At 52.4% G+C, this 21,964-nt stretch carries 21 protein-coding genes; 10 read left to right on the forward strand and 11 right to left on the reverse strand.

Annotated elements, in window-relative coordinates; genetic code table 11:
* Positions 1 to 285: 285 nt before the first annotated feature.
* Complete coding sequence (dnaA, locus tag BUC02_RS00165) at positions 286 to 1,611, forward strand: chromosomal replication initiator protein DnaA (RefSeq protein ID WP_073317051.1); 1,326 nt, start codon at positions 286 to 288, stop codon at positions 1,609 to 1,611.
* An 88-nt stretch (positions 1,612 to 1,699) separates the two neighbouring features.
* Here the strand turns inward: dnaA and BUC02_RS00170 are convergent, their stop codons facing one another.
* Positions 1,700 to 3,643 (reverse strand): hypothetical protein, encoded by a 1,944-nt coding sequence (locus BUC02_RS00170; RefSeq protein WP_073317054.1) that lies wholly within the window; start codon positions 3,641 to 3,643, stop codon positions 1,700 to 1,702.
* Positions 3,644 to 3,863: 220 nt separating this feature from the next.
* On the opposite strand from BUC02_RS00170, the gene BUC02_RS00175 reads away from it, so the two are divergent.
* The 5 genes from BUC02_RS00175 to BUC02_RS00195 all read left to right on the forward strand — a co-directional run bounded on the left by BUC02_RS00175 (position 3,864) and on the right by BUC02_RS00195 (position 9,471).
* Positions 3,864 to 4,562 carry a cysteine peptidase family C39 domain-containing protein gene (locus BUC02_RS00175; protein WP_073317057.1) on the forward strand — a complete coding sequence of 233 codons (699 nt, stop codon included), beginning with the start codon at positions 3,864 to 3,866 and terminating at the stop codon, positions 4,560 to 4,562.
* A 4-nt stretch (positions 4,563 to 4,566) separates the two neighbouring features.
* Entirely contained in the window at positions 4,567 to 6,078 is a 1,512-nt protein-coding gene (locus BUC02_RS00180) for a RimK family protein (RefSeq protein WP_073317060.1), read from the forward strand.
* Positions 6,079 to 6,201: 123 nt separating this feature from the next.
* Complete coding sequence (locus BUC02_RS00185; RefSeq protein ID WP_073317062.1) at positions 6,202 to 7,428, forward strand: glutamate-cysteine ligase family protein; 1,227 nt, start codon at positions 6,202 to 6,204, stop codon at positions 7,426 to 7,428.
* Between the two features lie 19 nt (positions 7,429 to 7,447).
* Entirely contained in the window at positions 7,448 to 8,770 is a 1,323-nt protein-coding gene (locus BUC02_RS00190) for a tyrosine-protein phosphatase (RefSeq protein ID WP_073317065.1), read from the forward strand.
* Positions 8,770 to 9,471, forward strand: coding sequence for an N-formylglutamate amidohydrolase (locus BUC02_RS00195; protein WP_073317068.1), 702 nt, complete (start codon positions 8,770 to 8,772; stop codon positions 9,469 to 9,471). Before BUC02_RS00190 ends, BUC02_RS00195 begins: the two co-directional genes overlap by 1 nt.
* Positions 9,472 to 9,565: 94 nt before the next feature.
* Here BUC02_RS00195 and BUC02_RS00200 read toward each other — a convergent pair whose 3' ends face one another.
* Together BUC02_RS00200 and BUC02_RS00205 are read right to left on the reverse strand one after the other, a co-directional pair.
* The gene (locus tag BUC02_RS00200; RefSeq protein ID WP_073317071.1) at positions 9,566 to 10,549 is read right to left on the reverse strand and encodes a diaminopimelate dehydrogenase; all 984 of its coding nucleotides are present in this window, start codon (positions 10,547 to 10,549) and stop codon (positions 9,566 to 9,568) included.
* Positions 10,550 to 10,871: 322 nt separating this feature from the next.
* A complete protein-coding gene (locus tag BUC02_RS00205; RefSeq protein WP_083564316.1) occupies positions 10,872 to 11,549 on the reverse strand; it encodes an FISUMP domain-containing protein in 678 nt (225 codons plus the stop codon).
* A gap of 229 nt (positions 11,550 to 11,778) precedes the next feature.
* On the opposite strand from BUC02_RS00205, the gene BUC02_RS00210 reads away from it, so the two are divergent.
* Complete coding sequence (locus BUC02_RS00210; protein ID WP_073318800.1) at positions 11,779 to 12,015, forward strand: hypothetical protein; 237 nt, start codon at positions 11,779 to 11,781, stop codon at positions 12,013 to 12,015.
* The gene (locus tag BUC02_RS00215) at positions 12,015 to 12,335 is read left to right on the forward strand and encodes a type II toxin-antitoxin system RelE/ParE family toxin (RefSeq protein WP_073317077.1); all 321 of its coding nucleotides are present in this window, start codon (positions 12,015 to 12,017) and stop codon (positions 12,333 to 12,335) included. Before BUC02_RS00210 ends, BUC02_RS00215 begins: the two co-directional genes overlap by 1 nt.
* A gap of 179 nt (positions 12,336 to 12,514) precedes the next feature.
* Here BUC02_RS00215 and BUC02_RS00220 read toward each other — a convergent pair whose 3' ends face one another.
* Positions 12,515 to 12,949 (reverse strand): dUTP diphosphatase, encoded by a 435-nt coding sequence (locus tag BUC02_RS00220; RefSeq protein ID WP_073317080.1) that lies wholly within the window; start codon positions 12,947 to 12,949, stop codon positions 12,515 to 12,517.
* A 166-nt stretch (positions 12,950 to 13,115) separates the two neighbouring features.
* Here BUC02_RS00220 and BUC02_RS00225 point away from each other — a divergent pair, with 166 nt between their 5' ends.
* Positions 13,116 to 13,562 carry a zinc ribbon domain-containing protein gene (locus BUC02_RS00225; protein WP_073317083.1) on the forward strand — a complete coding sequence of 149 codons (447 nt, stop codon included), beginning with the start codon at positions 13,116 to 13,118 and terminating at the stop codon, positions 13,560 to 13,562.
* A 5-nt stretch (positions 13,563 to 13,567) separates the two neighbouring features.
* Here the strand turns inward: BUC02_RS00225 and BUC02_RS00230 are convergent, their stop codons facing one another.
* Genes BUC02_RS00230 through BUC02_RS00240 form a run of 3 tightly spaced genes read right to left on the reverse strand, consistent with a single transcriptional unit; the run spans position 13,568 to position 15,669 of the window.
* On the reverse strand, positions 13,568 to 13,930 hold the full coding sequence (locus BUC02_RS00230; protein WP_073317086.1) for a hypothetical protein: 363 nt from the start codon (positions 13,928 to 13,930) through the stop codon (positions 13,568 to 13,570).
* Positions 13,931 to 14,725: an RNA methyltransferase gene (locus BUC02_RS00235; RefSeq protein ID WP_073317089.1), complete on the reverse strand. Its 795-nt coding sequence runs from the start codon at positions 14,723 to 14,725 to the stop codon at positions 13,931 to 13,933. It abuts the gene before it with no gap.
* A 38-nt stretch (positions 14,726 to 14,763) separates the two neighbouring features.
* The gene (locus tag BUC02_RS00240; protein WP_254794028.1) at positions 14,764 to 15,669 is read right to left on the reverse strand and encodes a sugar phosphate nucleotidyltransferase; all 906 of its coding nucleotides are present in this window, start codon (positions 15,667 to 15,669) and stop codon (positions 14,764 to 14,766) included.
* Positions 15,670 to 15,750: 81 nt separating this feature from the next.
* On the opposite strand from BUC02_RS00240, the gene BUC02_RS00245 reads away from it, so the two are divergent.
* Positions 15,751 to 18,012, forward strand: a complete 2,262-nt coding sequence (locus BUC02_RS00245) for a DUF748 domain-containing protein (protein ID WP_073317092.1) — start codon at positions 15,751 to 15,753, stop codon at positions 18,010 to 18,012.
* A 202-nt stretch (positions 18,013 to 18,214) separates the two neighbouring features.
* Here BUC02_RS00245 and BUC02_RS00250 read toward each other — a convergent pair whose 3' ends face one another.
* The 4 genes from BUC02_RS00250 to BUC02_RS00265 are packed head-to-tail and all read right to left on the reverse strand — an operon-like array spanning position 18,215 to position 21,802.
* Positions 18,215 to 18,982, reverse strand: a complete 768-nt coding sequence (locus BUC02_RS00250; RefSeq protein ID WP_073054524.1) for a thiazole synthase — start codon at positions 18,980 to 18,982, stop codon at positions 18,215 to 18,217.
* Positions 18,983 to 19,020: 38 nt separating this feature from the next.
* Positions 19,021 to 19,686, reverse strand: coding sequence for a thiamine biosynthesis protein ThiF (gene thiF / locus BUC02_RS00255; RefSeq protein WP_254794029.1), 666 nt, complete (start codon positions 19,684 to 19,686; stop codon positions 19,021 to 19,023).
* Positions 19,686 to 19,880, reverse strand: coding sequence for a sulfur carrier protein ThiS (gene thiS / locus BUC02_RS00260; protein ID WP_073317095.1), 195 nt, complete (start codon positions 19,878 to 19,880; stop codon positions 19,686 to 19,688). The genes thiF and thiS overlap by 1 nt, the downstream gene beginning before the upstream one ends.
* A 17-nt stretch (positions 19,881 to 19,897) precedes the next feature.
* Positions 19,898 to 21,802, reverse strand: a complete 1,905-nt coding sequence (locus BUC02_RS00265; protein ID WP_254794030.1) for a family 43 glycosylhydrolase — start codon at positions 21,800 to 21,802, stop codon at positions 19,898 to 19,900.
* Positions 21,803 to 21,964: the final 162 nt, after the last annotated feature.

The raw sequence follows: 21,964 nt of genomic DNA on the forward strand, positions 1-21,964 counted from the left end.
CATACGGGCGTAAATGTAGAAAAATAGAGGCAAATTCAGGAAATAGAAGCCCCAAAGTGGGACCTTCACAGCATCTAGTTAATTTGTACACAAACGACATGCTTAATGTAAATTATTTCTTCTATCTTGTTAACAATCAACGACTTAGGGTTGCGGTCCAAGCTCAAAAAACGAATTTTCGCCTTAATGTGAAGCTAAACTTATCAACACTCCGGCGCAATTTTCTAGATTATATGGCCTACCTGTTGATAGATTTTTGTTCGCACTTTAGTGGAAGAGGAAGAAATGCAAGCCGAATGGGAAAGATGTTTGAACTACCTCCGTGGGATGCTTTCGGACACGGTTTATAAGACATATTTTGCGCAGACCAAGCTCTCAAGCCTTACCACCGGTCATGCAGTCGTTACCGTTCCGCCCGGACTGGATACCGCCGTCTATTCTGCTTACAAGGAACTCATCCGCCTCGCCTGGCGCGAAGTCACGCACGACGAATCTGCAATTGAATTTGAATTCCAGCAACAAGAAGCTGTAGCCCAGGCTGCACCTGCAGGCAACAACAGCTTCCGCGATTTCTTGAAGCCGAGCATTCCGCTTTCGGGTTCTTTCCGCTTCGAAAATTTTGTGCCGGGCGACAAGGCTCAGCTTGCGTTCAACGCAGCACTCGCCGTTGCCAGGAACCCCGACGGTACGCAGTACAACCCGCTCTTTATTTACGGTTCTTCGGGCCTTGGCAAGACTCACCTTTTGCAAGCTATCGGTAATTACATTCTCGAAGATGACCCGACTAAGCGCGTGTGCTACCTGACCTCCGAAGATTTTTCGCAGCAGTACATGAAGTGCCTGCGCGAACAGCGCATTACCGAAATGTCCGACTTCTACAGAAACGAAGTCGATATCTTGCTGATTGACGATATTCAGAACTGGACCGGCAAGTACGAAACCCAGAACGAATTCTTCTTGATCTTTAACGCTTTGCACCAGGCCGGCAAGCAGATTGTGCTGACCTCTGATGCACCGGCAGCCGAAGTCAAGAACTTGTCTGACCGCTTGGTCAGCCGTTTCGCTTGGGGCCTCACGGTCGACATCCAGCCGCCTGACGTAGAAACCCGCGAAGCCATTTTACACAAGAAGGCCGAAGAACGCCACCTGGAAATCAGCGACGACGTTCTGCACTACCTTGCCGAAAACATCGCAAGCAACGTGCGCTGCCTCGAAAGCGCTATCATCAAGCTCACCTTGCAGTCGAGCCTGATGCACCACGACATCGACATGAGTATTGCCCAAAAGGTGGTGGCCGAAATCGCTCCGACGCTTCGCCGCCGCGTAAGCCTCGACGCCGTTCTCCACACCGTTTCGAAGCACTACGAAGTGCCCGAAGCCAAGCTTACCGAATCGGGTCGTGGCACCAAGGAAATTTCGAAGGCCCGCCAGGTCGCCATGTACCTGATGCGCGAATGCTCGCCCATCAGTTTGCAGTCCATCGGTTCGCGCTTTGGCGGCAAGGACCACTCCACCGTGGTTCACGCCATCAAGAGCATCAAGAAAGAAATGGAAACCGACCCGAGCTTTGCACGACTCATCGAAAGCTTGAAGAACTCGATTCACGACTAGCCGATTGCCGGCCCACCGTCGGTTAAAGAAAAGGCGCAGTTGTCTGCGCCTTTTTCGATTTCAATGGCCAGCGGCCATGAACTAGAAGTTACTTCTTTTTCTTGCCCGACTTTTTCGACTTGGAAGATTCTTTTGCCTTGCGAGCCTTCTTGGCCTGGCGTTCTGCCTTAAGGGCCTTCTGTTCAGCAAGGATTGCTTCGCGTTCAGCTTTCTTTGCTTCGGCAAGAGCCTTCTCGGCTTCTTGCAATGCCTTCTGGGCTTCGAGTTTAGCCTTTTCCGCCTTTTCGAGTGCAGTCGGTTCGTGCGGTTCTTCCGGAGCGGCGGCAGCCGGCTCGGGTTCAGCCTTGGCAGACTTCTTTGCAGCGATAGCCTTCTTGCCCTTTTGGATTGCGGCAGCCATTTCTTCTTCGGACTGTTCCGGTTTTACAGGAGCGGCGGCAGGGGCCGGTGCAGGAGCTGCAGCAGGGGCGGCAGTCTGTTGTTCCGGAGCCGGCTGTTCTGCAGCAGGAGCCGCAGCGGCAGCAGCCTTCAAAGAGTCAGCTTCTTTCTGCTTGGCAAGATCTTCTTCGGCATCCTTCATCAAGGCTTCGGCCTTTGCGCGCTCCTTTTCCTTGAGAGCAATGTCTGCATTGATAGCGAGTTTCTTGACTGCAGCGGAGTCGAGTTCGGGGCAGATCAAATCCTTGCCGCCCTTTGTACCGTCGGCGCATTCCATGGTGCCCTGGAACTGGCCCATCTTGTAAGCGCCCCACTGTTTCTTGGTAATGCGTTCAGAATAGCAAACTTCTTCGTCGGGCATCCACCGATAGCAAGTGTCCTTGACGGTCCAGAAGGTCACCATGCCGTTCGGAAGCCCCTTGTGGAACACGCCACCGAATTCACCGAAGTCAACGAAGCCTTCGAGGCTGTTCGCGTTGAACGTCAAGGCCACGGGCTTTTTCTTGAACGGGTTGAACACCGTCATACGGCCATGCAAGGCATTGCGCTTGTACGGGATTTCGGCCATCAGGAAACCTTTATAGGAATACATCTTGGCCGTTCCGTTCACGTAGCCCTGGGTATAAGGCACTTCCAAGAACTTGAAGTAGTAAGAGCTGTCGACCGTACCGTGAATCTTCTGGTCCATGACACTGGAGCGGTAGAAGGTCGAAATACCTTCACGCATGCCCATCTTGTAATGGGACTTCCAGAGGATTCCACCCCATTCGGGACCTTGCTTCTTGGGATAAGTCGGGTCGTTCATGTAACCGATTTCTTCGCCGTAAATAAGACCGTTGGCGTCTACGTGGCGGAGGTTTTCGATATAACCGTTAGCGGCAAAGCCGGTCAGATCACCCTTGTCGAGGCAGCGCACATCGCTATAATCGGTAAAGCGACCCACGGCACTCGGAATGAGCTTGCGGGGCATGCCCGAAAGGTGAAATAGGAACGGGTTACGCAAGTCGCTTTCGAGACCGGCGTCCGGCCTGTTATGTACGTTGATAAAGCAGTTGATCGAATCGGCTCGGGCCTTGCGGGCTTCCAGGTATTCGCCGAACGGAGTCTTGGACTTGTCCTCGAAGTTGAGTGCGATTGCGCCTTCCAGCGGTTTGCCCTTGGCAAAGTCCGAAAGCATCGGAGTCGATTCCTTGATATGGTCTACGCACTGCGAGATGTAGAGTTCCTGAGAGCAAGTCATACCCTTGGGGCAGGTCAGCAGACGCGGCTTGGGAATGTCCCAGACCTTCACGATCTTCTTACCCTCGTCGTTTGCACGCCAACCGAAACCACCCTTTTCACGGACCGTGTAGCAACCGCACACCGTAGCCTCGTCACGAATGGCTCCGATACGGTTACGTTCGCGCGGGACAATGTTTGCCGCCGACTCGATCCAGCAGTCCATGTATTCAAAATGGTTGATATCGTACATGCCCGGCATATTCGCCGCTTCCGTAGAATCCACCGAGGCAAGAGCATCTTCAAAATCATCGGCAAAAGCAAAACATACCGTCAAGGCAATTACCGAGGCAATCTTCCAAGAAATCGATTTCATACAAGGCAAATCTATATATATAAAGTGAATTTGTCTTGTAAATTAAGTTTACATAGGTGTTTTTGTCCCCCTTGCCCTAATTTACAGATTTTGGTATCTTTACAACACGCCTTCGACGACCCGAAAAAACCTTCCGACAGCCGCCAGACGAGAACGGGTACGGCCAAACGGATTAAATCCGCGAACCGTCCCGACCTACAAGGCAAAAATAGGCAAAACGATGGACATCAAGATTCTACAGCAGCCCGACGACGTTACCTGCGGGCCGACTAGCCTACAGGCGGTCTATAACCACCTTGGCTACAAGATTTCTCTAAAGCAACTGATTTCTGAAATTGAGTTCTTGGAAGACGGCGGGACGCTGGGCGTTTTCCTCGGAATCGACGCGCTCAAACGTGGATTCAAGGTGACTATTCATTCGTATAACCTGACGCTTTTGGACCCCACCTGGAGCGAGCTTTCCATGCCGGAACTGAAGGCTAAGCTTGAACTTTTGCACAAGGCGAAGCACGCCCCCAAGCTCCGCAAGGCTATTGAGGCCTACATCCGCTTTATCGACTTGGGCGGAACTGTGGCATTTTCCGACCTGCGTGCAGCCATGTTCGAAAAATATTTCAAGAAGGGAGTGCCCGTTCTTTGTGGACTTTCGGCCACCTACTTGTACCGCAGCATGCGCGAATTCACCGGAGCTGATGACAAGTCCGTCTTTGACGACATCCACGGCGAACCCATGGGTCACTTCGTCGTGGTGTACGGTATAGACGACAAGAATCAATTCATGGTGGCCGACCCCGACGGCACCAACCCCCTCCACAAGACCCCTTATTACAAGGTGGATAAGTTCCGACTGCTCCACAGCATTTTGCTTGGCGTCATGACGTACGACGGCAACGTGCTTGTTATAGAGAATAAGAAATAGGATCATGAAAAAATTAATCGTTGTAAACAATCCCAAGCACTGGAAGTTACACGTTCCGGGCATCGATATCATTTCGGCACAGGACTACCTGATTTCGAGCAAATACACCAACGAACGCAACCTGCGCGTATTCAACCTTTGCCGCGATTACAACTACCAGAGCAAAGGCTACTACGTGTCGCTGCTGGCCGAGGCCCGCGGGCACAAGGTAATTCCGGGCGTCAAGAATATGCGCGACTTCAAGGCTCCGGCAGTCATCAAGCACATTTCCGACGAAATCGACAACTTGATTCAAAAGAGCTTCCACAAACTGACGGGTACGGAGTTCGTACTTTCGATTTACTTCGGTCAGAACGTGAGCCCGCAATACCTGGAGCTTTCGCAGGAACTTTACCGTCTGTTCCAGGCACCCTTGCTTCGCGCAAAATTCGTGTTCAAGCAGAAATGGTTCATCCAGAGCATCCGCCCGATTTGCGTCGATGAAATTCCCGAGTCGCACATGGAATTCGTCGATAAATTCGCACAGGAATATTTTGAAAAGACTCGCTACGCCACCAGTAAAGAAGAAGATTACCTGTACGACTTGGGTATTCTTACGAACCCCGACGAAGTGGAGCCGCCGAGCAACGCGCAGGCGATTCAGAACTTTATCAAGGCTGCCGAAGAAACGGGCTTCCGCGTGGAGATGATAACCAAGAAGGATTACCCGCGCGTAGGCGAATTCGACGCTATCTTTATCCGCGAAACCACCAACGTGAACCATTACACTTACAGTTTCGCACGCCGTGCGCAGTCGCAAGGCATCGCAGTGATTGACGACCCGGACAGCATTCTGCGCTGTTCCAACAAAGTGTACCTGCAAGAACTGATGCAGGCGGCCAAGATTCATTCGCCGAAGACGATTATCGCCCATGCCGAAAACCGCCACACCTTGGCCAAAGAAATTGGCTTCCCGATGGTGATCAAGTCGCCGGATTCGAGTTTCTCGATGGGTGTCAAGAAGGCGACCAACAAGGAAGAACTGGAACAGATTCTCGACGAAATGTTCCAGCACAGCGACCTTTTAATTGCCCAGGAATTCACGCCGACGGAATTCGACTGGCGCGTGGGCGTTCTGGACGGCAAGCCGCTCTACGCCTGCAAGTACCACATGGCCAAGGGCCACTGGCAAATTTACAACTGGGAAAGCAACGACAAGCAGAGCGAAGAATTTTCGGGCAAGTGTGAAAGCATTCCTATCGAGATGGTACCCCACGGAATCGTAAAAACCGCCCTCAAGATTTGCAGCCTCATCGGCAACGGCCTTTACGGCGTAGATTTGAAGGAATGGCACGGTCACCCGATTGTCATCGAAGTAAACGACAACCCGAGTATCGACGCGGGAATTGAAGATGGCGTGGGCAAGAGCAAAGTTTACCTCGCCATCATGAGGTCGCTGCGCCACCGCATCGAAGAACGCATGAACGCCGCGCAACATAAACTGCAAATGCACGAGAAGGATTTCTGGAATTATTAAGCCCGTGTCATTCTGAGCGAAGAACCGCAGGTTCGAAGTCGAAGAATCTTCAGAAAAATGCATAGAGATCTTTCGACTCCACTTCGTTGCGCTCAAGATGACACTATAACAAGAAGTTTTAATATGAGTGACTTTAAAATCTTTCAACGCTACGGCATCGAGATGGAATACATGATCGTGGATCGTGATTCCTTGAACGTTCTCCCCCGCGCCGATGTACCTCTCGGAAAAGACAAGAACGGCCAGCAGCTCTCTGACGTGGAACACGGACCGATTGGGCTTTCCAACGAGCTGGTGAGCCATGTGCTGGAATTCAAGTGCGCACAGCCTGTCGATAGCCTCAAGCACTTGGGCAAGACCTTTCATCACGAAATCTTGAAGGCGAACGAATCGCTCAAAAGCATTAACGCGATGTTGCTCCCCACGGCGGCCCACCCCTTTATGGACCCCGCCGAGATGAAGCTCTGGCCCTACGATTGCCTGGACATTTACCAGACTTACGACCGCATCTTTAACTGCAAGGGCCACGGCTGGGCAAACCTGCAATCCACCCATATCAATTTATCTTTTAACGGCGACGAAGAATTCGGAAAGTTGCACGCAGCCATTCGTGCGCTGTTGCCGCTGATTCCCGCCATTGCGGCATCAAGCCCGTTCTTGGACAGCAAGTACTGCGGATTCTTGGACGGACGAATCGAGACTTACCGCCACAACCAGGAGAAAATCCCGAGCATTACGGGCAAGGTGATTCCCGAAGCGGTCTTTACATACAAGGATTACGAAGAACAGATTTTCAACCGCGTAAAAGCCGACATTGCGCCCTACGATCCGGAGCATTTGCTGAACCACTTCTTCTTGAACAGCCGCGGCGCTATCGCCCGATTTGACCGCGGAGCCATCGAAATCCGTCTGGTTGACATTCAGGAATGCCCCGATGCCGACATCGCGATTGCTGAATGGGAAGTCGCCGTACTTAAGGGCCTTGCAGAAGGCGCTTTCGCAAGCGAAAAAGAAATTCGTGCCCTCGACACCGACGCACTCGCCAAGATTCTGCTTGCGACGACAAAATCTGCCGAAAAGACCGTTATTGCGGACCGTGATTTCTTGAATATTTGGAAGATTAATGTCAGCGAAATCACCGCCGGCGAACTCATCCAAAAAATCACGGACCGTGTCAAAGCCAAAATCAGCGCCCATTCGCAGGCCTTGCTTGCCGAAATATTCAAGCGCGGCACGCTCGCAAGCGCCCTCGTGAAAGCCGTCGGCGCAGACCCCGACCGCGACGACTTTGTATACGAATACGGGAAATTGGCAAAATGCTTGGCCGAAAATAGACTCTACGGAATTTAAAAGAATATATTTATTCCTAATGAGAAAAAATTGGCCGATTCTTGTAGGACTCCTGGTTTGCACGCAGGCTTTTCTAGCCTGTAGCAATTCCGTTTCAACTTTTGTTGCAAATGAGACTGAAAAGCCTCAAACCACAACAGAAGAAATCGCAACAGTTCTGGAAGAACCCACTGAGCCAGACACAAGCGTCCAAGAAAACGCCATTTCCGACACAGCGTCTGACACGACGGTCACTGTAGACACGGTAAATACCGATACAACCACTCACGATGCAGCCTTAGAAGATTCCAACGAACTTCATTTTATACTTGAAGAAGACGGAATCACATCCGGCAAAATGTATCTAAACTACCCGGCGGATTCTTTCTTGACTCGGTTTGAAATTGGCGACATTGTAACAGTCGCAATCAACGGCTACGACACTCTTGAAATGCCGGTAGCGGAAAGCTCCAGCGACGTGCCCATCGCAGGATTCCTTGTCGCCGCAATCAAGGGTTCCGACCAACTTGTCTTGACAGCTCATAACGCCAAGTTGGCAAGTGTCCTCGGAATAACCGTTGAAAACGCCCCCATAGAAGTTTCTGTATCTATGAAAGAAAAAGACGGCTACCTATTGGGTCTCGACATCATGCGCAACACCCAATACATGGACACCTACACCGAAAGCTACCCAGACCTTTCAGTCGAAGAATTCGCAAACTTTAGAGAAGTTCACACCACAGGCATGGGGGAACATAAACTTTACCGTTCTTCAAGTCCCATCTACCTTTACCTCGGCCGCAATTACTACGTCGATTCTCTAGCTCAAGCCGCAGGCGTAACCACCTTCATCAACCTAGCCGATTCAGAGAGCAGTGCTTACTCCAACAAGGGTTACGAAACCACCTATTATTCGACACAAAACATCATCTTTTTAGGAGTTCCCCCGGAATTCTTTTCAGAGATTTTCAAAGTAGGTCTCGTAATAGGGTTCCGTTACATGATTGAGCACGAAGGCCCGTATCTGGTGCACTGCACCTATGGCATGGACCGCACCGGTTTTATGATTGCCGTCTTGGAAGCCTTAATGGGCGCTACCACCGAAGAAATCCAAGATGATTACGCCAAAACTTTCAGCAACTACTTCACCGTGGTCAATGGCAAACAGGTTGCCTTGAACGAACAACAGATTGATTTTTTCAAGGCGGTCGTCCTCAGGAATCTGAAGGCCGTGTACCACGCCGAGGGAATAGACGTCCCCGACACCAAGCCGATTGACTGGGCCGCAGCTACAGAAAAATACCTAGGGAAACGCGGAATGACCCCAGAGGAAATTTCCGCGTTGAAGGAACGATTGAAATAATGAAACTCATGCTTACATGCGAGCACGCGAGCAACAAATTACCCGCCGCCTTCAAGAAGGCCGTTCCTGCCGAGGTTCTAAAGACCCACCGCGCCTATGACATCGGGGCACTCGCCGTATTCCGCAAGCTCGTGAAATTTGCGAAGCCGGAATTCTTTTGCGAAGGAAAGTTCTCGCGACTGTTCGTGGACCTGAACCGCACCCTCACCAACAAGAGCGCTTTTAGCGAATACTACGATGCGCTCGAAGCCCGCGACAAGTCCGCTGCCCAAAAAGCGAAAGTTCAAGCCACCGCCTACTGGCAGGAATACCGCGCCGCCATCGAAAAATTCGTGGCAAGTTCGCTGCCAGCACTGAGCAACGTCGAAGTGAGTTCGCCGAAGCGAACCGCCTCTAAAACGCGCGCAGCAAGATCCGAGCCAGAAATCGTCCACCTCGGCATCCACAGCTTTACGCCCGTGCTAAACGGTAAAGTCCGCAACGCCGACATCGGAATTCTCTACGACCCCGCACGCCCGCAGGAACGCGCCTACGCGAACGTCATCAAGGCCGAAATCAAACGACTTTACCCCGCCATGAAGGTCCGCTTCAACTACCCGTACAAAGGAACATCCGACGGACTCACCACCACGCTCCGCAAAAAGTTCGGCCCGCGTTACGTGGGAATCGAGATTGAGATAAATCAGAAGTTTTTCCTATAGGAAAAGCCTCGGGACTTACCCGAGGCAATTTTCTTTTGCTTTGACGCCAGACAGAAAAAAATACTTCCTACTGTCTACCGTCTACTTCCTACTATTACAAGCAGTGTGCGCGCAAATCTTCGTCGCTCAAGGTGCTGAGGTATGCAGGCGGCACGTCGAGAACAGTCTTGCAACCGGTCACGCCGTTAGCCTTCATGCGGAGAGCAGCACGGGCGTAAGCCACCAGGACGCTCGTCGTAAATTCCGGGTTGGAATCGAGCTTCAGGCTGTATTCGATCACGTGCGTGTGTTCCTTGTTCATGCCGGTCTTGCCGGTACGGATCACGAAACCGCCGTGAGCCAGCCCGCTGTGGTTCTTGTTGAATTCTTCTTCGCTGATGAAGTTCACCGTGGTGTCGTATTCGTCGAAGTAGTTCGGCATCGTCTTGATGGCGTTCTCGATGTAGGCCTTGTCGGCACCTTCTTCGGCCACCACGTAAACCAGGCGCGTGTGCTTCTGGCGCGTGGTGAGTTCCGGCATGGAACCGCTACGCACGGCTTCGAGAGCCGCTTCCACCGGGCAGGTGTACTGCTTCGCGTTCTTCACGCCCTTGATGCGGCGGACAGCGTCGCTGTGGCCCTGGCTAACGCCCTTGCCCCAGAACGTGTAGTCCTTGCCTTCCGGAAGGATGGACTGGGCATACACGCGGTTCAGGCTGAACATGCCCGGGTCCCAACCCACAGAAATCATCGCGATCTTGCCGGCGGCCTTGGCGGCAGCGTCAACGGCGGCGAAGTGCTGCGGAATCTTGGCGTGGGTGTCGAAGGAATCGATCACGTTGAACATGGCGGCGTACTTCGGGGTGAGCACCGGCAGGTCGGTAGCGGAACCACCACAGATGATGAGCAGGTCCACCTTGTCCTTCCAGGCTTCCATTTCAGAAACGTTCAGCACCGGAACGCCCGCCGTCTGGATCTTGACCGTGGAGGGGTCGCGACGGGTAAACACGGCGACCAGTTCCATATCCGGAGCCTGCTTCACGGCGCATTCCACACCGCGACCCAGGTTACCGTAACCGAGAATAGCAATCTTTGCCATAACAATATCCTTGTTAAAAATTTTTGCGTAGAAAATATAGGAAAGTCGGAAGTTGGAAGTCGGAAGTAGGAAGTGAATTTCATGTAAAATTTATAGGGAGTAAAGGGGGGAAGGTTGGACTTTCACTTCGTTCAAGTCCCAACTGTTCGGCTCAATCATAGTCTTGCAAGCAAGACTACGACACTCGCCTTTTTCAGTTGTCCCCCTCGGCGGCACTGCGTTGCCACCTCCCCCCACGCCTAAGGGCGGACAGCACTTAGCAACTTGTTGCTTAGTGCGCATGGCCACCAAGGTGGGGCTCCGCCCCCTAAAACCCCCAGCGTTACAACTCCCAATCTTCTTTTTTTATACAGCGAAGAGAATAATAACCTTTGGGCTTGTCTACTAAAAGGCCGTTAACTCTATCCTCAAAATCTGGTGAAAAGATTTTCATCCTTCCATGTTCAGTGTATGTGCTTGTCACCCACATTCGAAAGCCTTCTCCCAAATCCTCATAAAAAAGTGGGTCTGGATCGCCTGTAGATAGGTTGTTGTAAAAAGTTGCATACCCACTATAAAGTGATACGTCCATACATTCATTGTTCTTGAAGTGGCTTATTCCATCCACCCTGTCCACGATTTCATTCCATTCAGCCAAGGTGGGAACGCGCCATCCATTGGGGCAAATGGAATCAATGATATCTGGATTAAACGTCCCATAGTTTTTTTGTTTGGTGTTCATGTATTGTACGGAATACAACCTTCCATAAATATCACAATTGCTTTGCAGTTCATCATAGCAAGTGCTAGTTTCCGCTGGGTAATTCAGGTTTTGGTCCATCCACACTCTACCGCCAATGGTGATGTATTTATACACTTGACCATCTCGAACATCTTGGAATGTTCCACGCCCGCTTTCTGGACATACTTCAGATGCATCGAAACTGGAGGATGAGTCTGTGCAAGCGGTCATTAATCCCAAGCCTGCAAGTAACAAAGGTATGAAATTATTTATTTTCATTTATCAAATTCCCGTTAAGCCGGACAAGCCGCGGTCTCCGCCACCGCAAGGTCAATCCTAATCCTTTATGCAGCGAATATTTGTGGACACAACCACACCCCTAAATATAACCTAAACCCCGCCCCAAAACAACCATTCCGTGGCCCAAAGCCCCGGCTATGTCCTACACTGCAAAACCCATTGCTTGCTTTTCTGCAAAGAAAAGTGTATATTTGTCAATGGATTTATTATGTCATACGACGTCCTAGAAAAAGAAATTCGCCAGTTGCCGGAATCCTATCTCGAGGATGTTTCGAAGTATATCCAGTTTCTGCTTTACCAATATGAGCAGGAACGCATGTCCGCACTCGAAGAGTCGGACGAGGTATTCAATGCTAAGATGCAAAAGGGACTAGATGACGTGCGAAACGGTCGCCTCACGCCCATAGACGACGCTTTCGCAGAACTCAAGCAGCGCTTCGCATAATGGAATACTCCGTTTTTCTCACAGAACAGGCAAAATCCGATTTAGCCGAAATATACTCCTATATTTCGGTTGAACTGAAATCGAAAAAATCCGCTGAAAATGTGATAGACGCACTTCATCAGGCTATGAAGGGCTTATCGCTTATGCCTAGCCGTTATCATCAGTTTCCAAACGAACCTTGGCTTTCAGAAGGGGTGCGGTATTTTACAATTCGCAACTATTCAATCTTTTATACTGTAGATGAAAACAATTTGTGCGTTTCTGTCGTGCATGTAATCTACGGCAAACGAAATCTGCCACAGGTTCTGTCAAACCGCTAAGGGGCGTAGGGCAGGATCTCGCCCCCGAATTCATCAAGACCCTTATTTTTTGACAAAATTAGGCATAATTATATTGTATTTTTGACAAAAAGTTGTATATCTTTATTGTATTTTTGACAGAATGGCTGGACAATGTCTGCCGATGTCCGAAAGAAATACAAGGTTTAGACGCAATCCTTTTATATCCCCGTACTTCCGAAGCCGCCGCGGTCGGTGCCGTCGAGCGGGCCTTCCTCGAAGGTGAGCGTCGGCTGCTGCTCCATGATGCGGAACTGCGCGATGCGGCTTCCCTTCTCGATGGTCACGTCGCGGGTGGCGTACACGGGCATTTTCCACCAGTCGTTTGCGCCGCAGTAGCTGGAATCGACTACGCCTACGGAATTCGCCTGCAGAATACCGAAGTTCTTGAATGTGGAACTGCGCGGGGCGATATGCGCCTCGAACCCCTCGGGCAACTTCATCGCGACACCCAGGTGAATCAAGCGGAACTCCCCCGCCTTGAGCGTCACGGTCTCCGCCGCCGCGAGGTCAATCCAGTCGGACTTGCCGCCCACATACGTGAGGCGCGTGATAGAATCGTCAAGATATTGAATTTTAATCTTCTGTGAGGCCATGAGCCAAATATATATAGTTTTTTAAACAGTCTATTTCAAGCATAAGGCTTCTGGCGAAATAAACAGAATCATCAGAAGTAGTTTTTACACAACGCAACAGCCTGTTTCTTGCATTTGTGTCAGGCCGTAAGTATATTTGACTCCGTAATCGAACAAAGGAGATTCCATGACGACCCAAGAAATTTTGAAGAACATCCGCGAAAAGCACAATCTCACCCAAGACCAAATGGCCGAACGCATTCACGTGACCAGGCAGGCCGTTAGCCGCTGGGAAACTGGCGAAACACAGCCGAACACCGAAATGCTCAAGGTGCTCTCGAAGGAATTTAATGTTTCCATAAACACGCTACTCGGCGCTCCACGTCAGCTCTTTTGCCAGTGCTGCGGCATGCCCCTCGGTGACGATGCGATGATTAGCCGCGAACTCGACGGCAACTTCAACGAGGATTACTGCAAGTGGTGCTATGCCGACGGCAAGTTCACCTACACAAGCAAGGACACGCTGCTGGACTTTTTGCTTTCGCACATGCCTAATCCGGAAAATACGCCAGATGCGGAAAGGCGCAAGTTTTTCGATTCGCACCTCTCGCAATTAAAGCATTGGGCAGGCTAAACGCCTCAAATAACGGCGTCAATTTTTTCGTTCCAGTGGTCCGTGGTTTCACGGGCCACTTCGTTTCCACAATCGAAGATGCACAGGAAGCAGATTTCGTTCACGACCTCGTAATCGGAGCCGCCGTTGAAGACGTTGGCGTTGCCGTATTCTTCACGGTCTTTCCACAGGTAGACCTTGCAGGAATTCTGCGCGGAAACAGACTTGCAGTATGCGGCAAGAAGGTCTTCCGTGAGGTCGGCGGCATTCGTCGCAGCGCCCGCGGCTTCATTTATCGCCACAGGCGACGCAAGGATTTCCGCAAGCGAAATGACTCGCGTGCCGTCCTTGGCCATAATTCGCCCAGCGATGTTGTATTCGACTTCCATTTATTTCGATTCAGTAGACTCGGCCGTTTCGGCAGCCTTAGCGGCTTTCTGTGCCGCGGCCTTGTCGGCGGCCTGTTCCAGACGGGCAGGCTTTTTCGCAAGATTGCGGATGAGGCCAAACAAAGCGGAAAGTTCATTGCGCGTCGGGTGCAGGCGCTGCAAGAGCGTATTGAGGAAGTTGTCACGCCAGGACTGGTCGTGATACTGGCCTGTCAGATAGCGGTCCAAGAACTTCTTGAAGCTATCAATTTGGTCGATGGTCGCCGGCGCCGTTTCGCAGGCACCCTTGCTTCCGCGCTTTGCACGACCTTCGCCGTTCGCAAGCGCTCCGCTGCGGCAAAGTTCATAGAGTCCCACCGTAACGGCCTGCGCCAAGTTCAAACTCATAAGTCCCGGCACCGGGATTTCGCACTGGTAGGTGCAAGCGTTCACTTCTTCGGTTTCGAGTCCGCAAGATTCGCGGCCGAACACCAACGCAATCGTTCCATTTTCGGGCAACAATTCCGAAAGCCCAGGCATCATCGTGTGCTTGATGGCAGACCCGTAAATGCGGCGACTGAAAGCAACTGCGCAGGCGCAATCACCGATGGCATCTTCGAACTTATGCACGATGGTCGCCTTGTCCAGGACCTCGTGGCTGTTCGGTGCCGTGTGGTAAGAATTTTCAATCACCTTGTCACGCTTCGGGTAAACAATATAAAGTTCATCGAGGGCGTAGCAGTGCATGGCGCGGGCCACGAAGCCCACATTGTGCGGATGTTCCGGTTCAACAAGTACAACTCTGAATTTACGCATAGGATAGTAGGAAGTAGACAGTGGTTAGTGGTTAGTAGTTAGTAAACAGAGGTTGGAGGGACGTTCCACTTGAAACCCTTACCGCGGATTTCGTTTTCAATGGTTTCGCCGGGTTGAATTTCGGCACCGGCATAAATCACGGAATGCTTGACAGTGGCACCAGCAGGCAATTCCACGCCCGGTTCAACGACAGCTTCGTTCACGTCGCGGCTAAGTTCCTTGAGGCGAGCCTCCACCGCAGCCATGAGACCTTCAGGCGAACCCATATCGATCCAGGTTGCATGCAGCTGCGTCATGTCCACGAACGGCGCGCGACCCGCCGCCAATTCCTGCTTCCAGAATTCGCGGATATCGAATTCACCGTCGCGAATTCGCGAAAGAGCCTCGTCGCTATACCAAGAAACGCCAGAGAACGTCGCAGGGGTCCCGGAAGTCTCGCCGAACCTCCCGGCAATGCCCGCCAAGCGACCGTCTGCACCGACGCGGAAGGTATTCACCTTCGGGAAATCCACTGCGAGCAAGGCCTCCTGCGGCCCATTCGGCTGAGCGGCCAACGCCTGCGCATTTTCAACAAAAGCCTTCAAATCAAAATCGCAATAGGCGTCGCCATTCATAATCAAGAGCCCACCGCGATAGCCCTCATTATAAATACGCTTGAGCGGCCCCGCCGTCCCCAAAATGTCGGGCAGCTCCACCCAGACCTTTTCGAAACCTAAAGTTCCACCCGCCGAAACGACCTGTTCGGCCAGGTAATGGGCATTTGCGTGCAAACGAACATTTCCGATAGCACGCGCCTTACGGGCCTGCAAGTCCAGAATCGAGGCATCAACCACGGGAACTAGGGGCTTTGGCACATCGTTTGTGAGCGGGCGCAAGCGGGTTCCAAGGCCTGCCGCCAGAATCAAAACATTCAGGGAATCGTTATTCACAAGGGAATTTTCCATTATATGTACAAAGATAGAAAAAGGCTTTCTAAAAAAATTTAACACACATCTGCAAAGCAAGAATTCTATTTTTAGGGCACCATGAAGAAACGTTACATTGCCCTTATCGTTCTCGCGGCTCTGATCGTCATTGTCATTGCCGCCCTCAAAATCGCCCCCGGCATAGCCAAGAACTACGTAGTCGAACACTCCGAAGAACTCATCGGCCGAAAGATGAAAATCGAAAACGTGGAATTCAGCCCGTTTACGTTTACCGTCACCGTCGACGACTTCGCCATCTTTGAACCCGACGGCACCACTCCCTTCGTGGCATTCGAAAAGTTCCGCATCAACGTGAACCCCACGCGACTCATCGCTAAAGAGATCAGCGTGAGCGAAATCTACCTGAAAGGCCTCTACACCCGCGTAGCACAGAGAGGCGACCTGTTCAACTTCAGCGACATCCTCAACAAGTTTGCCGCTGACTCAACAGCCGACACCACCGCCGCAAAGGAAGAACCCAAGGTCGACACCACCGCAGCGGACTCCGCTCAGGCATTGAACCTCGACCCGACCGAAGCCTTGGGCGGATTCAGCGTCGCCATCGAAAACATCACTCTTGAAAAAGGCAACATCATTTACGAAGACCTCAAAGTCGGCTCCAAGATCCACATCCAGGACTTCTCTGTTGCCATTCCCGCCGTCTACTTCAGCAACAAGAACACCGACATCGGCGTGAACCTCAAGTTCGCAAACGGCGGCGACCTGGGAATCAAAGTCCAGTTCAACATGAAGACGCAGGACTTCGGCGTGAACGTCACACTCAACAAGCTTGCACTTGCCGTCGCAAAGCCCTACCTCAAGGACTTCATCAATTACAAGGATTTCGAAGGCACGCTCGGCGTGGACCTGAACGTTGCGGGTAACGTGAATGACGTCTTGTCTTCGAACGTGAGCGGAACCGTCTCTGTCGACGACATCAAGCTCACCGAAACAAGCGGCAAGGCCATTGGCGTTGCACACGTCGGCGTAGGCATTGCCAAGGCAAACGTGAACGAAATGGATTTCCGCGTGGATTCCGTGATTGTAGACGGAGCATACGCACACCTCGACCTCTTAAAGAACGGCAAGACCAACATCGACATTTTGCTTGAACCGCTGAACAAGCCCGCAAAGGCAGCCCCGGTCGACACGACAGCAAAGGATGCCCCCAAGACCGCCGAAAAGTCCAAGCCGCTCAAGGCCGTGATCAACAAACTGCAAGTGGTCAACACCAACGTTTCTGCATCGGACCACACGCCCAAGCAGACCTTCAACTACAAAGTCAGCAACATCACTGTCAACGGTTCGAACATCAACTTCAATACGCCCTGCACCATCAACGTTTCAGCAGCCTTCCCCGAAGGCGGCGCACTCACGCTCAAGTACAAAGGCGCACTCTCCGACATCAGCACCATGGATGCTTACGTGAGCGTCAAAAATCTCGCCCTCAAGCACTTCTCGCCGTATAGCCACCACTACACCGGCTACCCCATCAGTTCGGGCACCATGGCGTTCGCCAGCGAAAACAAGATGAGCGGCTGGAACATCGAAAGTAAGAACACCATCGACATCTACAACATCGACGTCGCCGACAAGGACGGAACCACCGACCCGGAATACACCGTTCCCATGAAGGTCGGCCTCTACATCCTCAAGGACAAGGATGACAAAATCCAGTTCGACGTTCCCGTAAAGGGCAACGTGAAGGATCCGGAATTCTCTTACCTGAAAATCGTGTGGCAGACCGTGATGAACTTGCTTATCAAGGTGGCTCTCTCCCCGCTCAAGGTGGTGGGTAACGTGGCCGCCGCGGGCGCAGGCGTTGTGGGCATTGACCTCGGCAAGAACGACGAAATCTACATCGACCCGCTTGCAAGCTCGTTCACCAGCGAACAGTTCGCCAAGGCCCAGAAGATGGTCGAAGCACTCGCCAAGGACAAGAAACTCAAGATGAACTTCGTACAGAACTTCAACATGAAAAAGACCGTCGAAGCCTACAAGACGCACAAGCTCAAGACCGACTTCTACAAGGCCACACAGAACAAGACGACGCTCAACGAACTCGACGAAAAGGCCATTGTCGCCATCGAAGACAAGGACAGCGCCTACGCCGCCTATGCCGCAGAACATGCCAAGGAACTGGACCGCAAGACCATGGAAAAAGAAATCCTCGCCATGGCCGAAGCCCGCAACCAGGAACTCCTCAAGACCTTGCAGCAGCAACCCGGCGTGACCAAGAAAAACGTCACCGTGACTACGGCCCCGCGCGGTTCACTCACGCAGAAGAAGGCCATGTATAAGGTGCAAATAGACGTTCAGTAGAATCTAATTAGAGATGTGAGATGTGGAATGTGAAATGAATTATCCCACATCAGTCATTACACATTTCACATTAGTCATCCTGAGCTGATTACTTTAGAACTGTAAAAGGGGAACGCCTTCCCCTCACTGCAAAAAGAGCGCCTTTAAGCGCTCTTTTTTTCGTTACCCCTTCGCCTAGGGGCGAGGCCCCTAAAACCCAAATTTAGTCGCGGAGAAATCCGGTAAGCGGATCAGAGGCAGAAGCGCCACGGGTCAGCACGCGGCCAAGGCCAGCGAGGTACGCCTTGCGGCCCGCTTCAATAGCCTGCTTAAAGCTCTGCGCCATGAGCGGCAAATCGCCGGCGGTTGCAAGTGCGGTATTCGCCATAATCGCGGCAGCGCCCATTTCCATGGCAGCGCATGCTTCAGAGGGCTTACCGATACCTGCATCTACGATTATCGGGAGGTCTATTTCATCGATGAGAATCTGGATAAATTCGCGAGTCGAAAGTCCCTTGTTAGACCCAATCGGAGCGGCAAGCGGCATCACGGCTGCGGCACCCGCGTTAGCGAGGTCGCGCGCCACGTTCAAATCCGGGTACATATACGGCATCACGACGAAACCTTCTTTCGCCAAGGTCTCCGTCGCCTTGATGGTTTCGTAGTTGTCGGGCAAAAGGTACTTCGTGTCGCGCATGATTTCGATCTTGACGAAATCACCGCAGCCGAGTTCGCGGGAAAGTCGCGCGATGCGCACCGCCTCTTGGGCGTTGCGTGCGCCGGACGTATTCGGCAACAACGTTACACCCTTCGGAATGTAATCCAGAATATTTTCGTGATCCTTGGTGTTTGCACGGCGCACGGCGAGAGTGACAATCTCTGCGCCAGCATCGCGCACAGCAGCCTCAATCAGCTTGAGGGAATACTTTCCGGAACCTAGAATAAAGCGGGAATTGAATTCGTGACCACCAATAACGAGTTTGTCGTCCATAAAGCCTTCTTTATGTTTTTTCGGGGGTAAATATAGAATTATTCCAGCCCAAGAATCAAGCGAATCACAGTCAGGGCCTGGTGGGCGGCGCAAAGCATTACACGCGGGGCAACCAGGCCGATTCCGTCATTCACATCGCTTTTTCCGTCACCGCAAACATAAAAGCGCTTAGTCACCTTGCGTGTCGTAATCACATTACCGCTGTCGTAGCCCGCCATGCCAGAAGCCGCGACCAAGAACTTTTCAGGCATGTTTTCAAGCACCGTGTTCACAAGCATCGCCTTCGCTTCGGCATTGTCGAACGCCTCGCAAACCACGTCGGCCTTCGCCAGGAGCGGGACCGCATTTTCGGCAGTCACCTTTTCAAAGTGAGTTTCGTATTCCGTGTACGGGGCAATCTCTTTCAAGTTCGCAAGCAACGCCTCAGGCTTCGGCATTCCCACCTGGTTCGCCTTGTACTGCTGGCGATGCAAGTTCGTCACATCGACGCAATCGAAATCAACCAGAATCAGTTTGCCGACTCCGGCCCGCGCCAGGGAAACCGCTATGTTGGAGCCGAGACCGCCCAAGCCGCAAACAGCAACCGTTGCCGCCTGCAACTTTCGCACAGCCTCTGCACCCTGCCGCTTTTCAAGCGCAGCGTGCATCTCGTTCTGCGAAGGCATGCGAGAAGGTTCGCGCATCTGCGAAAGATCAGCAGTCATCACCCGCCGCCTACAAAATTCACGACCTCAACGATATCGCCGTCGGCAAGCACCGTCTCGGCATACTTTGCCTTCGGAACAATTTCCTCGTTCCGTTCCACAGCGATGCGCACGGTATTGTACCCCGCTTCCGCAAGGTATTCGGCAACGGTCTTGCCCGCCGCATCGACATTCTGTCCATTAATAGTAAGCATAGAACAAATATAGGAAATCAGAACATCACCCTGTACGGGATTTGCTTGTCGAAAGAGCGGCCCTTGAGGTCGCGGTAGCCCTTGCCCAGCGCACGCACGTTATCCGCACGGAGGGCGCGACCGTCGCGACCATCGATTCGGCGGATTGCATCCGTCGAATCCTTCACGCCTTCGTCAAACTTGATGTTGCCGAGGAGCGTCTCGCCGCCGAGACCATCTGCGGTCAGGTAGAAGTCCTGCACGCCCTTGAGTTCCGGCAGGTTGCTGCAGCGCACGTCAATCCACTTGCTCGCGTCACCCGCCGAGGGCAATTCGCATTTCGAAATCACGTCGCCCTTCTTGCTATCCTTGCGGATGTTCAGCGTACCGCCGGCTCCGTTCTTCACCTGCACAAGTACGCCCGGGCCTACGATGGAATCCGTAATCACGTTCTCGAAAATCGCATAGCCGCCATCCTTGATGGCGAACTCGTCGTCCGCAGTCAAACGCACGCGGATGCCGTTGTCAAAGCCGTTCGCCGGAATCGTGTCGCGGATAATGCGCAAGAAGTCGAGGCGGTCGAGTTCTGCGTAATGCTTGCCCTTCGTAATCTCGATGAAGTTCGAGCCGCGCTTGAGTTTTGCTGGGATGTACACCACCGACTTCTCGGGGAATGCGCTCCACGCGCCCGTCAGCGGCAACGCCACTTCCTGGTTCTTGCCGTTGATGCTCACGAAGTGCGAACTTCCGTTCGCACCGTCTTCGGTCCAGTTGTTATCGTAGCGGTAGCGAATCAGGTACTCGCCCGCCTGCGGGATAATCATCGGCAGGCGAATCTTGCTGTCTTCGTAGTTGATGTAGGCGCAGAACTCGCCGTTCGATGCATCGGAGCTGCTCGAAATATCCACGTGCGTCAAGGCGCCATGTTCCACCTCGGCACTCAGGTAACGCCCGAGGAACGGCTGCCCCAGTTCCGGCCAGCCGTCGTCAGTATAGACGATGTCGCGAACTTGTATGTAAGAATTACCGCCGTCGTTCTTGTCGTAGTAATGGTTCACAAAGCGCTGGCGGTTCACGTCCTGGAACGCCTCGCCACCCGCAGGTCCGTAGTAACGCCCGTAACGACTCAACAGGATCGTACCGCCGCCATTCAGGAGAGCCTTGCCGCTGCGATCCACGTACCCGCCGTCGATGCGGTTGGAACGCCCCACAGTTGTCTTATAAGAATTGTTCTCGAGGTCGGCGCCCTTCTTGCAGCAGTTGTCCCACGCCGTAAACAGGTAGTAGTAACCATCGTGCTCGATGAGGCTTGCACCCTCGATGCCCGAACCGCCGCGGTTCGCGATGTTGATCATCTTCGCACCGTCTTTCACCTTGCCTGTCGATTCGTCAAGTTCCAGAATGTGGATGCCCGTGCCCCACGAACCGAACGCCATCCAAACCTTGCCATCGTTGTCCTTCAGCACCGCCGCGTCAATCGCGTTGTAGGCGTCGCTCTTGACCGTGTGAATCACCTCGCCCATGTCCGTCCAGCCGTAGCCTGGTTTTGTCGGGTCGATTTCCTTGCTCGCCATGAACCCCATGCCCGACGAGCGGATGCCCATCTCGGAACCGCAATAGTACATGCGGTATTCCCCGCCGATGTAATGAATGTCCGGCGCCCAGATGTCAATCATGTTCGGCGCGTACTTGTAAAGCCACTTCGAAAATTCCGGCATGGCGGGCTCGCCGTTCTTCCAGTTCAGCGCATCCTCGGAAAACTGCATGAGCATGTGGTTGTCCGTCGTGGCAAGCGCATAGCCATCCTCGTAACGGATAATGTCCGGGTCATGCCCTGCCCAGCGCGTCTCCTTCGCGTACCAATCGGCCGCAAAAGTCGAACAAGCTAAAGTAAGTATTGCCGCAGTCGTTACGACAGACGCCTTGCCAATCCCGAATTTCATTTTTCCTCGCTTTACCCATACACCATACCCTAAATTTATACTCCCCTAAGACATTCGTCAACCATCCAACAATCCAATACCATTGATTTTTTCGCAACAAGAAACAGCGTTTTTCAGCATCCAACCGCTTGCGAACCCGCATAAATAAAGGTATATTCAGAA

It is taken from the genome of Fibrobacter sp. UWOV1 (assembly GCF_900142495.1).
Lineage (GTDB): Bacteria > Fibrobacterota > Fibrobacteria > Fibrobacterales > Fibrobacteraceae > Fibrobacter.

Bases quoted from the DNA above. Each gene is read 5' to 3' on its own strand.
- dnaA (WP_073317051.1), top strand. From the start codon at position 286: ATGCAAGCCGAATGGGAAAGATGTTTGAACTACCTCCGTGGGATGCTT.
- BUC02_RS00170 (WP_073317054.1), bottom strand. From the start codon at position 3,643: ATGAAATCGATTTCTTGGAAGATTGCCTCGGTAATTGCCTTGACGGTA.
- BUC02_RS00175 (WP_073317057.1), top strand. From the start codon at position 3,864: ATGGACATCAAGATTCTACAGCAGCCCGACGACGTTACCTGCGGGCCG.
- BUC02_RS00180 (WP_073317060.1), top strand. From the start codon at position 4,567: ATGAAAAAATTAATCGTTGTAAACAATCCCAAGCACTGGAAGTTACAC.
- BUC02_RS00185 (WP_073317062.1), top strand. From the start codon at position 6,202: ATGAGTGACTTTAAAATCTTTCAACGCTACGGCATCGAGATGGAATAC.
- BUC02_RS00190 (WP_073317065.1), top strand. From the start codon at position 7,448: ATGAGAAAAAATTGGCCGATTCTTGTAGGACTCCTGGTTTGCACGCAG.
- BUC02_RS00195 (WP_073317068.1), top strand. From the start codon at position 8,770: ATGAAACTCATGCTTACATGCGAGCACGCGAGCAACAAATTACCCGCC.
- BUC02_RS00200 (WP_073317071.1), bottom strand. From the start codon at position 10,549: ATGGCAAAGATTGCTATTCTCGGTTACGGTAACCTGGGTCGCGGTGTG.
- BUC02_RS00205 (WP_083564316.1), bottom strand. From the start codon at position 11,549: ATGAAAATAAATAATTTCATACCTTTGTTACTTGCAGGCTTGGGATTA.
- BUC02_RS00210 (WP_073318800.1), top strand. From the start codon at position 11,779: ATGTCATACGACGTCCTAGAAAAAGAAATTCGCCAGTTGCCGGAATCC.
- BUC02_RS00215 (WP_073317077.1), top strand. From the start codon at position 12,015: ATGGAATACTCCGTTTTTCTCACAGAACAGGCAAAATCCGATTTAGCC.
- BUC02_RS00220 (WP_073317080.1), bottom strand. From the start codon at position 12,949: ATGGCCTCACAGAAGATTAAAATTCAATATCTTGACGATTCTATCACG.
- BUC02_RS00225 (WP_073317083.1), top strand. From the start codon at position 13,116: ATGACGACCCAAGAAATTTTGAAGAACATCCGCGAAAAGCACAATCTC.
- BUC02_RS00230 (WP_073317086.1), bottom strand. From the start codon at position 13,930: ATGGAAGTCGAATACAACATCGCTGGGCGAATTATGGCCAAGGACGGC.
- BUC02_RS00235 (WP_073317089.1), bottom strand. From the start codon at position 14,725: ATGCGTAAATTCAGAGTTGTACTTGTTGAACCGGAACATCCGCACAAT.
- BUC02_RS00240 (WP_254794028.1), bottom strand. From the start codon at position 15,669: ATGGAAAATTCCCTTGTGAATAACGATTCCCTGAATGTTTTGATTCTG.
- BUC02_RS00245 (WP_073317092.1), top strand. From the start codon at position 15,751: ATGAAGAAACGTTACATTGCCCTTATCGTTCTCGCGGCTCTGATCGTC.
- BUC02_RS00250 (WP_073054524.1), bottom strand. From the start codon at position 18,982: ATGGACGACAAACTCGTTATTGGTGGTCACGAATTCAATTCCCGCTTT.
- thiF (WP_254794029.1), bottom strand. From the start codon at position 19,686: ATGACTGCTGATCTTTCGCAGATGCGCGAACCTTCTCGCATGCCTTCG.
- thiS (WP_073317095.1), bottom strand. From the start codon at position 19,880: ATGCTTACTATTAATGGACAGAATGTCGATGCGGCGGGCAAGACCGTT.
- BUC02_RS00265 (WP_254794030.1), bottom strand. From the start codon at position 21,802: ATGAAATTCGGGATTGGCAAGGCGTCTGTCGTAACGACTGCGGCAATA.